This window comes from Comamonas sp. A7-5 (genome assembly GCF_039581385.1).
GTDB classification, from domain to species: Bacteria; Pseudomonadota; Gammaproteobacteria; order Burkholderiales; family Burkholderiaceae_C; genus Comamonas; species Comamonas thiooxydans.
Genome location: NZ_JBCPWO010000005.1, coordinates 391881 through 406101, shown reverse-complemented (window position 1 = coordinate 406101; position 14221 = coordinate 391881). Strand labels below are relative to the sequence as shown.

The 14221-nt window shown below is 60.0% G+C and carries 14 protein-coding genes; 8 read left to right on the top strand and 6 right to left on the bottom strand.

Annotation, left to right across the window (positions count from 1 at the left end):
- Positions 1–40: 40 nt before the first annotated feature.
- The 4 genes from AAIL67_RS12235 to AAIL67_RS12220 all read right to left on the bottom strand — a co-directional run bounded on the left by AAIL67_RS12235 (position 41) and on the right by AAIL67_RS12220 (position 4387).
- Positions 41–475 (bottom strand): GFA family protein, encoded by a 435-nt coding sequence (locus AAIL67_RS12235; RefSeq protein ID WP_231905882.1) that lies wholly within the window; start codon positions 473–475, stop codon positions 41–43.
- Between the two features lie 7 nt (positions 476–482).
- Positions 483–896: a hypothetical protein gene (locus AAIL67_RS12230; protein ID WP_231905883.1), complete on the bottom strand. Its 414-nt coding sequence runs from the start codon at positions 894–896 to the stop codon at positions 483–485.
- A gap of 112 nt (positions 897–1008) precedes the next feature.
- Positions 1009–1545 carry a DUF2867 domain-containing protein gene (locus AAIL67_RS12225; RefSeq protein ID WP_063663517.1) on the bottom strand — a complete coding sequence of 179 codons (537 nt, stop codon included), beginning with the start codon at positions 1543–1545 and terminating at the stop codon, positions 1009–1011.
- A gap of 178 nt (positions 1546–1723) precedes the next feature.
- On the bottom strand, positions 1724–4387 hold the full coding sequence (locus AAIL67_RS12220; RefSeq protein ID WP_343484120.1) for a PAS-domain containing protein: 2664 nt from the start codon (positions 4385–4387) through the stop codon (positions 1724–1726).
- 215 nt (positions 4388–4602) lie between these two features.
- Between AAIL67_RS12220 and AAIL67_RS12215 the strand changes: the two genes are divergently transcribed.
- Positions 4603–5919 (top strand): dicarboxylate/amino acid:cation symporter, encoded by a 1317-nt coding sequence (locus AAIL67_RS12215; protein ID WP_003068289.1) that lies wholly within the window; start codon positions 4603–4605, stop codon positions 5917–5919.
- A gap of 117 nt (positions 5920–6036) precedes the next feature.
- On the opposite strand, the gene AAIL67_RS12210 is transcribed toward AAIL67_RS12215, so the two are convergent.
- Positions 6037–6855, bottom strand: coding sequence for an RIO1 family regulatory kinase/ATPase (locus AAIL67_RS12210; protein WP_343484119.1), 819 nt, complete (start codon positions 6853–6855; stop codon positions 6037–6039).
- A gap of 68 nt (positions 6856–6923) precedes the next feature.
- The gene (locus AAIL67_RS12205) at positions 6924–8672 is read right to left on the bottom strand and encodes an FMN-binding glutamate synthase family protein (RefSeq protein WP_343484118.1); all 1749 of its coding nucleotides are present in this window, start codon (positions 8670–8672) and stop codon (positions 6924–6926) included.
- Between the two features lie 194 nt (positions 8673–8866).
- Here AAIL67_RS12205 and AAIL67_RS12200 point away from each other — a divergent pair, with 194 nt between their 5' ends.
- The 7 genes from AAIL67_RS12200 (at position 8867) to AAIL67_RS12170 (ending at position 14220) form a co-directional block, all read left to right on the top strand.
- Entirely contained in the window at positions 8867–9664 is a 798-nt protein-coding gene (locus AAIL67_RS12200; protein WP_003076152.1) for a YecA family protein, read from the top strand.
- 181 nt (positions 9665–9845) lie between these two features.
- Positions 9846–10160, top strand: coding sequence for a helix-turn-helix transcriptional regulator (locus tag AAIL67_RS12195; RefSeq protein WP_034355129.1), 315 nt, complete (start codon positions 9846–9848; stop codon positions 10158–10160).
- A gap of 419 nt (positions 10161–10579) precedes the next feature.
- Complete coding sequence (locus AAIL67_RS12190) at positions 10580–10786, top strand: Flp family type IVb pilin (protein ID WP_034404597.1); 207 nt, start codon at positions 10580–10582, stop codon at positions 10784–10786.
- A gap of 13 nt (positions 10787–10799) precedes the next feature.
- Entirely contained in the window at positions 10800–11264 is a 465-nt protein-coding gene (locus tag AAIL67_RS12185; protein WP_131394466.1) for an A24 family peptidase, read from the top strand.
- A 22-nt stretch (positions 11265–11286) separates the two neighbouring features.
- Positions 11287–11823 (top strand): TadE family protein, encoded by a 537-nt coding sequence (locus AAIL67_RS12180; protein WP_034404595.1) that lies wholly within the window; start codon positions 11287–11289, stop codon positions 11821–11823.
- A 48-nt stretch (positions 11824–11871) separates the two neighbouring features.
- Positions 11872–12852: a Flp pilus assembly protein CpaB gene (gene cpaB, locus AAIL67_RS12175; RefSeq protein ID WP_343484117.1), complete on the top strand. Its 981-nt coding sequence runs from the start codon at positions 11872–11874 to the stop codon at positions 12850–12852.
- A gap of 3 nt (positions 12853–12855) precedes the next feature.
- Entirely contained in the window at positions 12856–14220 is a 1365-nt protein-coding gene (locus AAIL67_RS12170; protein WP_224649158.1) for a pilus assembly protein N-terminal domain-containing protein, read from the top strand.
- The last annotated feature ends 1 nt before the right edge of the window (position 14221 follow it).

Sequence of the window (14221 nt, the reverse complement as noted above, 5' to 3'; positions counted from 1 at the left end):
GCGCAGCTTGCCGCTGCAAGTCGTCATCGCAGTTCGATGGCTACAAGTGCGCGAAAAACTCCGGCGTCGCGTCCCAGCGATCGTGCATGCCATCGACATACGTGACGGGAATTCGCGACAGCTCCTCCTCCGAAAGATCTTCCAGGCAGCCGATATTGATGCCGTACATCTGGCCTATCGGCGTGTCGTGGCCCACGCCAAAGACGCGGATGCCGCAACGTTTACAGAAGAAATGCTGGTTCTTTTGCGAGCCAAACACATAGAGGGTGAGTTCCTTCTCGCCCGTAATAAGGCGGAAATTTTCGGGGCTGGCGATGGCGGGCCAGAACCGGCTGCGCCTGCAGATGGAGCAGTTGCAGCGATAGCTGGGCTGGCTCAGGTCCAGGCCGACTTCAACCTGAACCCGGCTGCAATGGCAGCTGGCACGATAGGATTTCAGCATCTGGCGACCCCCTGTGTTGAGACGGGCTGCCATCGGGATGTCAGCCTTGATCGAAGCTTAGATAGTTCAGATGCTCCTGGCTATGCCAGACCGCACACCATGCATTGATATCGCTGCCGTGGGAGAAAAAGATCTCCCAGCGATGATCGACCTGGTCCTGAAAACCCTGTCTCGCCGCATTGATGAAGCGATGACAATGGGCTTGGAGCGGGCCTTGGGCATCTTGTGCATCGATCAGCCAGAGGAAATCCTCTTGCCAGTCGGCGTCGCACGATACTTCATGCACGGATTTCAGACGCAGCCTGCTGACCACATCGGGCCAATGAGCAAGATCGATCCGGCAGCGCACAGCCAGGCGGTCGTCAATGCCGCTGCCTCCGGCATAAAAGCCCAGCGCATAGTGCAAGTCTTCCTCTGCGGGTGCAAAGCCGATCAGATTGGCAATGAGTGACATGGGCTTTTCCACACACATGTCTTTGCTGCTGTGTCGATGAATCAGGCTGTCGTAGTCGCGCATGTCTTTGGCAACCGTCTAAGGAAGAGCAGGCATGAAGAGGTGTGTCTCCTTAGGCAGCATGGGTTCGTCCTCCCAGGGAGGACAGAACGGCAGGAGCGATCAGCCTGTGCATGGGTTTGACGGGCAGCATGTAGAGGTGCCCCAGTGCGTTCTTGACATGCACGACGGTTGTGACCGTGATGACGGTGTCCAGGGAACTGATGTCGCTCTTGCGGTGAATGCTGAGCACGACTTTCAGATGCTTGTCGTCGTCGCCGATCAGGGCTTCATCAAAGGTGTTCTCGAACACTGTGAAGATGCCGACCCTATCGCCGGGGCCGTAGCTGGCGGCTGGTTTTCCGGGCTTCAGGGCCGACAAGGTGCCCAGGTTCTTGAGCCCCACCAGACCGCCGACCAGATTGCGCGCACGCATGCAGATTTCAATCCAGCGCGGGGTTTTGCGCGCGGCAAGAATGAAGTGCTCCAGTGCAGACAGACCTGTGGCGTCCGAGACGATGCTCCAGGAGTCGTGAAAGCTGGCCCCGGCCAATCGCTGTGCGATGCGGCTGCCGGGCGGAACGGCGGATTCAACGGGATGATGGTGCATGCTGTCTCTGTCAGGGTTGAACGGCCCGCGTGCCTGAAAGCCGCAGAGGCTGATGCAGCATATCGAAGAATCCGCCACCCGGCTTGTACAGTCATGGCGTGCAGACCGATTTGGCTCCTGAATTCATAGCTATAGCGCAATTCACTGAAAGCGCTGCAGTTGGAAGTGACTTTGGCTTTCAGGCGCTGCCGCCTTCTCGTCCGCGCAGAAACGTCTGGCTCATCAGCGCCCGCAGCGCCGGCGGTCTGACCGGCTTGGCCAGAAAGCCCCAACCGCGTTCAGCAGCCTGGCGGCGCAGGGTGCTATCGCCTTCAGCGGTCAGCAGGATGACCGGAGGCTGCTGCCCCCAGCGCTCGCAGAGCTGGGCATAGATATCGGGGCCGTAGAGCTGGCCCAGATGCACATCGAGCAGCACCAGTTGCGGGGCATTGCCGGGCGCTGCATAGGCCAGGGCTTCGGGGGCGTTGGCGGCCAGCGGCACATCGCAGCCCCAGCGCTCGAGCAGGGCGCAGGTGGCGTCGCGGGTGGCGGGGTCGTCCTCCACATACCAGACGGTGCCGCCCTGCAGCGGACTGTCCACACGAGCGCTGGGAGAAGGCTGCTGCGATACCGGCGTCAATGCTGCAGCCTGCCCTAATGGAACCTTGACCCAGAAGACGCTGCCCTTGCCCAGGGTGGAGCGCAGGCCGATCTCATGGTCCAGCAATCTGCCCAGGCGTTCCACGATGGCCAGGCCCAGGCCGGTGCCGCGGTCGTCGGCATGGCCTTCGTCGAGGCGGCGGAACTCTTCGAAGATCTCCTTTTGCAGGCTCTGGGGAATGCCCGGTCCCTGGTCATGCACCTCGATGCGCACCTGGTCGCCCTGGCGGCGACAGCCCACGACGATACGGCCCTTGCGCGTGTAGCGGATGGCGTTGGAGACAAAGTTCTGCAGTATGCGGCGCAGCAGGGCTTCGTCGCTGCGCACGATCAGCCGGCTGGGCATGCAGTGAAGGCTCAGGCCCTCGCTTTCGGCCTGCAGCGCAAAATTGTTGTGCACTACTTCCAGCAAGGAGCTGAGCGCGAAGTCACGTACGCGGACTTCGAGCTGGCCCGATTCCATGCGCGAGATGTCGAGCAGGCTGGTGAGGATGGCGTCCTGAGAGGCCAGTGCCTTGTCCACCCGCTGGGCCAGTTGGCGGCCGGCCTCATCGTGCAGATAGGTGGGCAGCAGGCTGGTGAAAATGCGCGCCGCATTCAGCGGCTGCAGCAGGTCATGCACGGCCGAGGCGACAAAGCGGGTCTTGTAGCGGTTGGCGCGCTCGGCCTCCTGTTTGGCCTGGGCCAGGTCCCGGGTGCGATCGGCAATGCGCTTTTCCAGCGTATCGGCGAGATTGCGCAGCTCGCGCGCCGTGTTCTTGTAGCTGGTGATGTCGGCATAGCTGGTGACAAAGCCGCCATCGGGCAGGGGGTTGCCGCGAATCTCCAGCACCGTGCCGTCGCCCTTGGCGCTTTCGTGCAGATGGGGGCTGCCGCTGCGCAGATGCTGGAGCCGGCGTTGGATCGCAGACTCCACATCGCCCTTGCCCAGCAGGCCGCGCCTGGCGTTGTGGCGTATCAGAGCCTCGATGGGCTGGCCCACATGCATCAGCTCGGGCGGGTAGCGGAACAGCTCCACATAGCGCGAGTTCCAGGCCACCAGCCGCAGCTGTGGGTCCACCACCACCACGCCTTGCGGCAGATGCTGCAGGCTGCGCGAAAGTCCGGTGTCGGCCTGCTTGGCGGCCTGGACAATGCCGTCCTGGGCGGTGCGCAGCTCCTGCGCATGCTGGTGCAGCACGGTCTCCAGCTCCTTGCGGCTGCGCTGGCGCAGGGCCGCCAGGCGCTGGCGCTGGCGGATATAGAGCACCAGCAGCGATGCGGCCAGCCACAGGCCGCCAGCGGCCACTGCCGCCCAGTGGCTGGCTGTCTGGCTATGGACGATGTCGTGCAGCAGGTGCAGCTGCCATTGGCTTTCGGGGAGCTCCATGCGCAGCCAGAGCATGGGGTCGACCAGGGGAGGCTGGCTGAAATGGGCCAGCATTCCGATGCCAGCAGGCTGGCGGCTGGTGCGGTAGCCGAGCGGAATCAGGGCCTGGCCCGCGTATTGATGGGTGTCCCGCACCTCCTGCTGGTCGCTGCTGGACAGCGGCTCCAGCAGGCGGTAGCGCCATTCGTCGCGGTTGGAGAGAAAGACCACGCCATGCTCGTCCGAGGCAAAGACGATGTCGGGCGACTGGCTCCACTCGCCTTCGAGCTCCTGAAACAGGATCTTGATGGCGATAAGCCCAAGCACCGAGCCGTCATCATCATGAATGGCCTGAGAGAGAAAGTAGCCGGGCAGTCCCGTGGTCATGCCGATGCCGTAGAAGCGGCCACTGCCCTGGCTCAGCGCCTGGGTCACATAGGGGCGAAAGCTGTAGTCCTCGCCCACATTGCTGTGCGAGTCGCGCCAGTTGCTGGCGGCCAGGGCCTTGCCGCTTTTGTCGATGAGGGTCAGCGTGGAAGCTCGGCTGGCGCCGTTGGCCTGCTCCAGCTTGTGGTTGAGCCTGTCCACCTCGGTGGCGCTGAGCGGGTGGCTGAGCGCGTTCTTGAGTTCGGCATCGAGCGCCAGCACCTCGGGCAGGGTGCGGTAGCGGTCCACGCGCTGCACCATGGCCTGGGCATAGAGCGTGAGCTGGCGTTGCACGCTTTCGCTTTCATCGTGCAAAGAGGTTTGCAGCGCGACGCGACTGGCGGCCCACATGCTCAGCAGCATGCCGCTGAGCACGATGACAAGGGTCAGAAACAGTCGGTTTCGGGCAAGGTTTCGCGCAAGACGCATGACGAGAGTGGGTGATCAAGGAGTCCAGTGTGGCTCTGGAGCAGGTTCAGTGCGGATTCTGAAGCCTAGGGATTTCCCTGAGTTGGTGCATGCTCTCCCAGGGAGCGCGTACGGACCTAATACCAATGGGTTATCGGCACAAAAAGGGCGCGGGAGTACAAACGGCAGCAATTCGGCGCACCACGGTGGTGCGCCCGCAATTTTGGAGATGCAGCGTGCACACTCTGCCCACAGAATCTGCTCCGCGCGAGCACTTGCCGTTCTACCGTCAGCTCTACTTCCAGGTGGTGTTCGCCATCATCGTGGGCGTGCTGCTGGGGCATTTCGAGCCCGCCTACGGCGAGGCCATGAAGCCCTTTGGCGATGCCTTCATCAAGCTCATCAAGATGATCATCGCGCCGGTGATCTTCCTGACCATCGTCACCGGCATCGCCAGCATGACGCACCTGAGCGCCGTGGGGCGTGTGTTCGGCAAGGCCATGGCGTATTTCCTGACCTTCTCCACGCTGGCGCTGGTCGTGGGCCTGATCGTGGCCAATGTCATGCAGCCCGGTGCCGGCATGCATATCAACCCCGCCGATCTGGACCAGACGGCCGTCAAGGGCTATGTGGCCAAGTCGCACGAGATGACGCTGACCGGCTTCGTGATGGACATCATCCCCAAGACGCTGATCAGTCCGTTCGTGGGCGACAACATCCTGCAGGTGCTGCTGGTGGCCGTGCTGTTCGGCGTGTCCCTGGCCATGGTCGGCGAGGCCGGCAAGCCCGTGCTGAACTTCTTTGAAGCCCTGACCAAGCCCGTGTTCAAGCTGGTCAACATCGTGATGAAGTTCGCTCCCATCGGTGCCTTTGGTGCCATGGCCTTCACCATCGGCAAGTTCGGTCTGGGCTCGCTGGTCAACCTGGCCGAGCTGGTGCTGACCTTCTACATCACCTCGGCCCTGTTCGTGCTGGTGATCCTGGGTGCAGTGGCGCGCTTTTGCGGCTTCTCCGTGATCAAGCTGATCAAGTACCTCAAGGACGAGCTGCTGCTGGTGCTGGGCACATCGTCTTCCGAATCGGCCCTGCCTTCGCTGATGCACAAGATGGAAAAGGCCGGCTGCAGCAAGTCCGTCGTCGGTCTGGTCGTGCCTACCGGCTACTCCTTCAACCTGGACGGCACCAATATCTACATGACGCTGGCTGCGCTGTTCATTGCCCAGGCGACCGACACGCATCTGACCCTGGGCCACCAGATCGCGCTGCTGCTGGTTGCCATGCTGTCGTCCAAGGGCGCGGCGGGCGTGACGGGGGCTGGCTTCATCACCCTGGCAGCGACCCTGGCTGTGGTGCCCGAGGTGCCCGTGGCCGGCATGGCACTGATTCTGGGTGTGGACCGCTTCATGTCCGAATGCCGTTCGCTGACCAACTTCATCGGTAACGCCGTCGCCACCGTGGTGGTCTCCAAGTGGGAAAACGCGCTGGACTACGAAAAGCTGGATGCTGCTCTGGCAGGCAAGGAAGAAAACGAGGCGGTGTCCGCTCACGCCTGAGCGCGCGCATAGGCCTCAATCCAAAAAGCCCCGACCTGATGGTCGGGGCTTTTTTCATGGGTTTCAGGCTTCAAGCCCAATCGGGGAGAGTGCTGGTAGCTATTGATTTGATTGCGTTCAGGCGGAGAGCGGGGGCGCTGTCAGCAAGTCATGGGCAGCCAGCACGCGCAGGGTGTCGCGCCCCAGGCTCTTGCTGCGGGGCAGACAGCGCACCCAGCTCAGTTTGTTGACGGTGCGCTCCAGCACCTGCCGGGCCTCGGCGGGAAGCTGCTGCACAAACTGCTGCCAGGCCTCCCGGGCCTGCTCCAGCGCACCAGCCTGCTGCAGGAACAGCGCTGTGGATTGGGCATAGTTGAGCGCATCGCGCGCCATGCAGACGGCTTGCGGTAAATGGGCTGCAGGGTCGTCTTCAAAGTCGATGAAGCCTATGACCCCGTCGGCGCAGACCACCATATTGCGCGCCACGGCCTGACTCAGCACCTCGCCGCGGGCATGAGCCTGCTGGATGGCCTCCAGGCCTTTTCGCCAGAGCTCCAGCGTGGGCTGCGCGCCCCGGGCAATCGCATCTTCGATGGCATTGCTCAGCGATGGAGCTTCTTCGCCCGGGCGGCCCAGATGGCGCATCACAAAGGCCTGGTCGTCCGTGGCCAGCACTTGCGGCACGCGCAGCCCCTTGGCCTTGAAACTGCGCAGGCGGCGCACCTCGGTTTGCAGGGACTCGGTCCCTCCGGGGTTGGGCACGGGCTGCAGCACGGCGGCCCTGAACAGCTTGGCCAGCGTGCTCAGCAGCCAGTAGTTGAGGGCCGGATTGCCTTTGTTGGCGCGCTTGACCCAAAGGGTTTCATGCGCCAGTTCATAGCGCATGATGCTGTGAGGCTGGTCCAGATGCTCGCGCAGAAATGCCTGGTAATCGATGGCGTTCTGCGCAGAGGGCATCTGCTCTTGGGCGGAAATATCCTGAGATGGCACGGCGTGGGATCTGTCGGGCGCGAGGCTCTGGCTTCTCAGGTCCAGATACCGTTGCGTTGGGGAAAAGCTTGCGATTGTGCCGTGTTGTCGGCGCCGCCCGCAGCTGATGGGCGCAATACAGGTTCATGCAGGGGCTGAAAGCTCTGTGCCGTGGCCAGCGGCCAGTAGTTCTGGAAGACCTTGTGCTGGCGCTCCAGGTTCTGGAGCAGGCAGCCTGGTTCCACGCGCAGTATCAGGTTGGACAGCAGACTGACCTGGGTGTCGTCCAGCCGGCGCACGATATGGTGGGCTGTGATCTCGTTGGGATGCCTGAGGCCGGCGGCTTGAACCAGCTCCTGCAGCGCATGCAGGGTGTTGCGGTGGAAGTTGGCGACGCGCGTGGCCTTGTCGGGCACGACCAGCGCCTGCTGGCGCACGGTGTCTTGCGTCGTGACGCCCGTGGGGCAGGTGCCGGTGTGGCAGCTCTGTGCCTGAATGCAGCCCAGCGCCATCATGAAGCCACGCCCCGAATTGCACCAGTCGGCACCCAGGGCCATCATGCGGGCAATGTCAAATGCCGTGATGACCTTGCCTGCCGCACCGATCTTGATGCGCTGGCGCAGGTTCACGCCCAGCAGGGTGTTGTGCACCAGCAGCAGGCCTTCCTGCAGAGGCACGCCCACATGGTCGACAAACTCCACAGGCGCTGCGCCCGTGCCGCCCTCGGCACCGTCGACGACGATGAAGTCGGGCGTGATATCGGTTTCCAGCATGGCCTTGACCATGGCAAACCATTCCCAGGGGTGACCGACGCAGAACTTGAAGCCCGTGGGCTTGCCGCCTGAAAGACGGCGCAGCCTGGCAATGAACTGCATCAGCTCCACAGGGGTGGAGAAAGCGCTGTGACTGGAGGGCGAAATACAGTCCACGCCAATCGGTATGCCGCGTGCTGCTGCAATTTCGGGAGTGACCTTGGCGCCGGGAAGCATGCCGCCATGGCCGGGCTTGGCGCCCTGGCTTAGCTTGATCTCGATCATCTTGACCTGCGGATCGGTGGCGTTGGCGACGAATCTTTCTTCGCTGAACGTGCCGTCCGCATTGCGGCAACCGAAATAGCCCGAAGCCACTTCCCAGATCAGATCGCCGCCATGCATGCGGTGGTACTGGCTGATCGAGCCTTCGCCCGTGTCGTGGATGAAGCCGCCCATCTTCGCGCCCTGGTTCAGCGCCTGGATGGCGTTGCCCGACAGCGCGCCAAAGCTCATGGCCGAGATGTTGAAGACGCTGGCGTGATAGGGGCGGGTGCAGGGATCCACTCCTTCAGCTGGTTGCTCCTGCGTGCCGCCAATCCACAGGCGAAAGTCATGAGAGCTGAGCTTGGTGGGTTGCAGGGAGTGGTTGACCCACTCATAGCCCTGCTGACTCACGTCGAGCTGGGTGCCGAACGGCCGATTGTCGACCTGACCCTTGGCACGCTGATAAACCAGCGAGCGCTGGGCGCGCGAGAACGGCTGGGCCTCGGTATCGCCTTCGATGAAGTACTGGCGAATCTCGGGGCGTATGAACTCGAAGATGAAGCGCATATGCCCCATGACGGGATAGTTGCGCAGTATGGCGTGCTGCTTTTGCAGCAGATCCCAGATGCCGAGAAGCACCAGCAGCAAAGACGCAATCAACCACCCAAGCCCCTTGCCTGCCGTGGTCAGCGTGTAGAGCGAAATGCCTAGCACGAGCGCGAAAATGAAGAGGGCGCCATAGCGCAGGGGCAGACTATTGAAGAAGCGATGCACTGCAGATACTCCCATGGCAGGGTGTGTTGATGGCGGCCCGCTAAAATTCAGCCTGTACGGGGGCATCCATCCAGGATGCTTTGTCCCCTTGATCCATCGCCCGGCCCTGCACTTCGATAGTGATGAAATGGTTCGGGCCATCATAAAAGCCTTTCCCTATGCAAGAACAAGCACCTAACTCCGCCGCAGAAGACGCGGCTCTCGCCGACATGCCCGAGGGCGCGCTGAGCAATGATCAGCTCGAAGAGCTGGACGCGCTGCTCGACGAGCTGCGCACCCGCGGCGACGAAATTCCCCAGTGGGAATTCTGTGACGGTTTCCTGACCGCTCTGGTCTGCACACGCCGTCCCATTGCCGCTGCCGAATACATGCCCATGCTGCTGGGCGATGGCGAAGCCCTGCAAGTGGCCGAAGGCCAGCCTCTGCCCAAGCTGGAAGTCTTCAAGGACGAGGCCCAGCAGGCACGTTTCATGGAACTGTTCGAGCTGCGCCTGGCCGAAGTGCGCGAGCAACTGGATGCCGACATCAAGTCCCTGGCCGACGACGCGGCCTTCCAGCCCGAGGCGCTGGACACGCGTGGTGCCATCGCCATCCTGCCCGAAGCCGAACAGGCCGAGCTGGCTGGCGAAGAAGTGCCGTCGTTCTCTCAGGTCTGGGCGCTGGGTTTCATGTTCGTGGTGGAGAACTGGGCCGACGAATGGGCCGCGCCACGCGACAAGGAAGCAGCCCAGTTGCTGGACGCGGCCATGGAGTTCATCGTCAACCTGACCGAGGACGACACGGACGAGCCGGCTCTGAATCTGTACGACGAAGCCGGTCCTGCCTCGACCAGCCAGGAACGTGTGGATGCCTTTGGCGAAGCCATCTGGGCCGTGTATGACCTGTACCGTCTGTGGAAGAGCATGGGCCCACGCCAGGAAACCATCGTCAAGGGCGAGCAGCCCGGCCGTAACGACCCTTGCCCCTGCGGTAGCGGCAAGAAGTTCAAGAAGTGCCACGGAGCCTGACCAGAGCCATCGCCTGAGGCGCTTTGCGCTTTCCCCCAAGGGGCGCAGGGCGGTCTTTGCTTGCTGCCACCGAGTTAGGGTTGCAAAGGCCTTCTATAAAAGCGTCTCGGTTGTTGGGGTGCTCAAAAAGTCGCGCGATATTTGCGCAGGCATTTGCGTGCAGTGTGAGTTAGTGGGATAGATGACGCATTTAGGTGAACGCATACGCGCCCGGCGACAGGCGCTGGGTTTGAGTCAGGGGCGCCTGGCGCAGATGGCGGATGTCACTGCATCCGCCATCTCGCAGATCGAGTCGGGAGCCATTCGCACTCTCAAGAATGACACGCTGGCAAGACTGGCCGTCGCGCTGCAGACCACGGCGCTGGAATTGATGGCAGGCCTGCATTCCGAGACCGCATCGCTACCCAGCGATGAGCAGCGCTTGCTCGACTCCTATAGAAAACTGCAGCCACCGCTGCAGGACATTGCTCTCAAATTGATTAAAGCTCTGCAGTGATTTCCGAATCACTTTATTGAGCAATCTCTTTTGTTTCAGAAAGGCCTGCTATCTGCAGGCCTTTTTGTTTTTTTTCATTTAAAAACAAGGGTTAACCCGATTATTGAATGTAGGACGAAATCTATTAATCTGTAGGAAATAAATGAAGATTGCGTAGATTGAACCGGAAGACATATGTGAGGGAAGAGTCAAGAAAATTGCAGATGCGTCTCGGTGTTTTGTGAAGTCTTTGTTTTTATTGGGGTTTTTCTGTGGGAGTACTCGCTTGCACATTGATTGAAATTGCCGAGAACTATGCTGCATAGTTGTTGATAGCTATTTCAAATATTTCAAGATGTTTCTGGCTTCGTAAGATTGGTTCCGCGGTGGTCGAAAACAGCCACAGCGATCTACAAACCTGATTGTTGAAGGAGCTAGTCATGAAAGACCAAATCATCAAATTCTGGCGTGATGAAGAAGGTGCAACGGCGATTGAGTACGGCCTGATCGCCGGGCTGATTGCAGTAGGTCTGATCGTCTCCTTGGAGGGAGTTCGTAATGCAATCGGTAATCTTTTTACGCGAATCACCGATGTTTTAGGAACTGTTGCTGTCACCAGTGGAGGTGCTGGCACTGGAGGCAACTAACGTGTTAGTTGGCATGACATTTCTGCTGTGGCTTTGCATAGCCGCAGCAGGAGATGTTGTCTATAGAAAGTGTTTTAACTGGATTGTGCTTGCTGGTTTTTTATTAATATTAATTGTATTATTAACTAATATTAAATACGATTTCATAGACATATCTGTAAAAGATAGATTGATAGGTGCAGGTTCGGCATTGGTTATTCTTTTGATTTTTCATTCAATAGGAATGATGGGCGCTGGCGATGTTAAATTTGCAACTGTTCTCGGTGTTTGGGTAGGCTGGAGTTTATTATTGTCCATATGGGCCTTGAGTTGCGTATTTGCGGTGGTTCATGGCCTAGTGGTGCGAAGTGATTCGAAGTATTTTTATGTTCCGGCAGTAAATTTGAGTGATAGTCGCCAGGAAAATAGGAGAAGATTCATTCCTTATGTTACCTATCTATCGTTGGCGACGGTAGTTGTTCTGATGCTTAATAAATAGCAAGAAGAAGAAAGGAGGGGACATGCAATTAAAGCAACAGCAAGGTGCAGCCGCAATTGAATTTGCCATTCTCTTTCCCATCTTCTTTCTGATCTTCTACGCCATCATTACTTATGGCCTGATCTTTGCTGCACAGCAGACTCTGACTTTGGCTGCCGCCGAAGGGGCAAGAGCCGCAGTGCGCTATCCAGCACCGTCCTCTGGCAGTTCGGCGACTAAGGAGAAGCAGTTGCTGGATCGTCTTGCTGCGGCCTGCGCTAGTGCGGCTATAGCGACTGATTGGCTTTCCCAAATCGGTGCAGGCCTTGGCTCTGCGACCTGTGGCTCAGGTCTCAGCAATGCAGCGGGCTTGTATGCCACCTCTGGTCTGTGTGGTACCGGATCTGCGTCCTTCACAGCTAGCAGCAATACCAGTCAGGTGAACTGCGTGACCATGCAGGTGAATTACAACTATGCCTCTGCTCCGCTGATTCCCAGGTTGCTAGGGCCCTTGCTGAGCCTGCCCACTCCCAATTTGTTGCAGGGGCAAGCGGTCGCACAGATTAGCTTGATTGACTGAGAACGATAAAGCTTTGCTCTTTGAAGCCAAGTAATAAGAGGGAATGTTATGGTGAATGTCGCAAAGATCGCGGTCGGGGTTTTGCTGGCAGTGGCATTGGCTCTGGGCGTTTATGGATGGATGCTCGCCAGGGCTCCTCAGCCTCAGGCTCCTGCTTCCGCCAGTGACAGCAAACCCAATGTCGGCATGAGCGTGGTGGTGGCTGCACAGGCTATTCCAGCGGGTCAGACACTCAAGGCCGAGGATCTGCAGCTCACGCAGTTGCCCGTCAAGCCCGATGGTGCTTTTGGCGAGATTCAGGCTGCTATTGGCTCCGTTCCCGCGGTGGACGTTCCCAAGGGCGCGCCTGTACTCCAAGGGCAGATGGTGACGGGCCTTGCCCTCAAGGTTGCAGAAGGTGAGCGTGCCGTCGCCATCAAGGTAGATGAAAGCATTGGCGCCGGCAATCGCATACGCCCAGGGGACTTTGTCGATGTCTTCTTTGTACTGCGCCGCGATGGCAATGAAATCGACCAGAGCCAGGCGCGCTTGCTGCTCTCGCGCAAGCGTGTGCTGGCCTATGGCGCTGCGTCAGTCGATGCACTGACTACGGCTGAGAAAGCAGAAGGCAAGCAGGCCAATGGCCCCGACAACGCCCGCACTGCAGTGCTTGCAGTACCTGTAGCAGAGGTGAGCCAACTGGCCTTGGGAGGCTCTAACGGTAGCTTGGTACTTGCACTGCGCAATCCGACGGATATGACAGAGCCGGATATGGAAAAGTTTGCGCCGCTGCCCGGCGTGCTGACTGTGGCCATGCCCAAAGGCGCTGTTGCAGCGCCGCTGGAAGGTGCTGACGCAGCGCAGGCCGGTGTGGCCATGAGCAGCCTGGCAGGTTCTGCAGGTACTTCGATAGCGCGCATGAATGCGGCCAAGCCCATGACAGCCGGGGTTGCCAAGCCTGCTGTGCCGCGCACACGTACCGCTTCCGCAGACTCTTCCCTGCCCGTTGAATTCGTGCGTGGCGCCAACTCCCAAACAGTGCGGTACTGATCTATGAACAACAAGACTGTTTCAATCGCATCCCGCACCTTTTCGCTGAAGCCGCTGTATCTGCTCTGCGGCCTGTCCTTGAGTGTTGTCACTGTCCCGGCCCTTGCGCAGCAAGTGCCCAATGCAGGCGAAAGCAGAGCGCAGCAAGCGACAGCAGCCAGGGAAATCAAGCTGGTGATGGGCGCTCAGCATGAGTTGAACCTGCCCGGCGGAGTGGAGCGCATTGCAATCGGCGACGACACGATTGCGGCGGTGCATATCAAGCGCGCGGGCAAGGGGGCTGCCGCCAAGATCCTGCTGAGCCCGCTCAAACCTGGCAGCACTTCGTTCATGGTCTGGCCGCGCGGTGAAGCGCAGGCGCAGACCTATATGCTCAATGTGCAGCAGCGAGTGGAATTGCGCACAGCCAAGGCCTCCAGCCTGATAGAGCAGCAATTTGCCGGCGAGCTGGCGAACGCGCAGTCCGCCGACAAGGCCAAGACCGTCGATCTCTCCAGCGTCCAGCTCAAGAGCAATGTAGTGCAGGTCGATGTCAAGGTGGTCGAGTTCAACAAGACCCAGATGAAGAAGGTAGGCCTCAACCTGTTCAGCACAGCTCCCAACAGCTCGGGTTTCAGCTTTGGTATTTTTGGACGTGGGTCCTATGGAACTGGCGGCGGAAGTTCCACGACGGGCGCGGCCGCAAACCCTTTGACCCAGGCCTTCAACTTGCTGATGCAGTTCGATAAGGCCGGAATTGGCGTCAACATCGGCATGCTTGAAGGCAACAATTTGGCGCGAGTGCTGGCGGCTCCAACGCTGGTGGCTCTGTCGGGTCAGAGTGCCAATTTCTTGTCGGGCGGGGAAGTGCCGGTTCCCGTGCCTGCTGGCACGGGTATGGTGGCCATTCAGTACAAGCCTTACGGCATTGGCTTGACGGTCTCACCCACGGTGCTGTCCAACGATCGCATTGTGCTCAAGGTGGCGCCGGAGGCCAGCGAGCTGGATTACGCCAACACCATTGTTCTGAATAGTGCGACTGTCCCCTCGATTACCACCCGCCGTGCCGATACCACGGTGGAGTTGGGCGACGGCGAAAGCTTTGTGATTGGCGGCCTGGTCAGCCGCAACACCACATCAGGTACCGACAAGGTTCCTTTGCTGGGCGATATTCCGATTCTGGGCGTGCTGTTCAAGCGTCAGGAGTTTCAGCAAAAGGAGAGCGAGCTGGCGATTGTGGTGACGCCGCGCCTTGTCAAACCGCTGGCGCGCGATGTGAATGTGGAGCCGCTGCTGCCCGGGCGCACCGAGCAGCGTGATCCTGCGGTGTGGGGTCCATGGGTGGCGGGTGGTCTGTCGTCCAGCGTGGCGCCGGGCTTCTCGCGCTGAG

Bases quoted from the DNA above. Each gene is read 5' to 3' on its own strand.
- AAIL67_RS12235 (WP_231905882.1), bottom strand. From the start codon at position 475: ATGGCAGCCCGTCTCAACACAGGGGGTCGCCAGATGCTGAAATCCTAT.
- AAIL67_RS12230 (WP_231905883.1), bottom strand. From the start codon at position 896: ATGTCACTCATTGCCAATCTGATCGGCTTTGCACCCGCAGAGGAAGAC.
- AAIL67_RS12225 (WP_063663517.1), bottom strand. From the start codon at position 1,545: ATGCACCATCATCCCGTTGAATCCGCCGTTCCGCCCGGCAGCCGCATC.
- AAIL67_RS12220 (WP_343484120.1), bottom strand. From the start codon at position 4,387: ATGCGTCTTGCGCGAAACCTTGCCCGAAACCGACTGTTTCTGACCCTT.
- AAIL67_RS12210 (WP_343484119.1), bottom strand. From the start codon at position 6,855: ATGCCCTCTGCGCAGAACGCCATCGATTACCAGGCATTTCTGCGCGAG.
- AAIL67_RS12205 (WP_343484118.1), bottom strand. From the start codon at position 8,672: ATGGGAGTATCTGCAGTGCATCGCTTCTTCAATAGTCTGCCCCTGCGC.
- AAIL67_RS12200 (WP_003076152.1), top strand. From the start codon at position 8,867: ATGCCCGAGGGCGCGCTGAGCAATGATCAGCTCGAAGAGCTGGACGCG.
- AAIL67_RS12195 (WP_034355129.1), top strand. From the start codon at position 9,846: ATGACGCATTTAGGTGAACGCATACGCGCCCGGCGACAGGCGCTGGGT.
- AAIL67_RS12190 (WP_034404597.1), top strand. From the start codon at position 10,580: ATGAAAGACCAAATCATCAAATTCTGGCGTGATGAAGAAGGTGCAACG.
- AAIL67_RS12185 (WP_131394466.1), top strand. From the start codon at position 10,800: ATGACATTTCTGCTGTGGCTTTGCATAGCCGCAGCAGGAGATGTTGTC.
- AAIL67_RS12180 (WP_034404595.1), top strand. From the start codon at position 11,287: ATGCAATTAAAGCAACAGCAAGGTGCAGCCGCAATTGAATTTGCCATT.
- cpaB (WP_343484117.1), top strand. From the start codon at position 11,872: ATGGTGAATGTCGCAAAGATCGCGGTCGGGGTTTTGCTGGCAGTGGCA.
- AAIL67_RS12170 (WP_224649158.1), top strand. From the start codon at position 12,856: ATGAACAACAAGACTGTTTCAATCGCATCCCGCACCTTTTCGCTGAAG.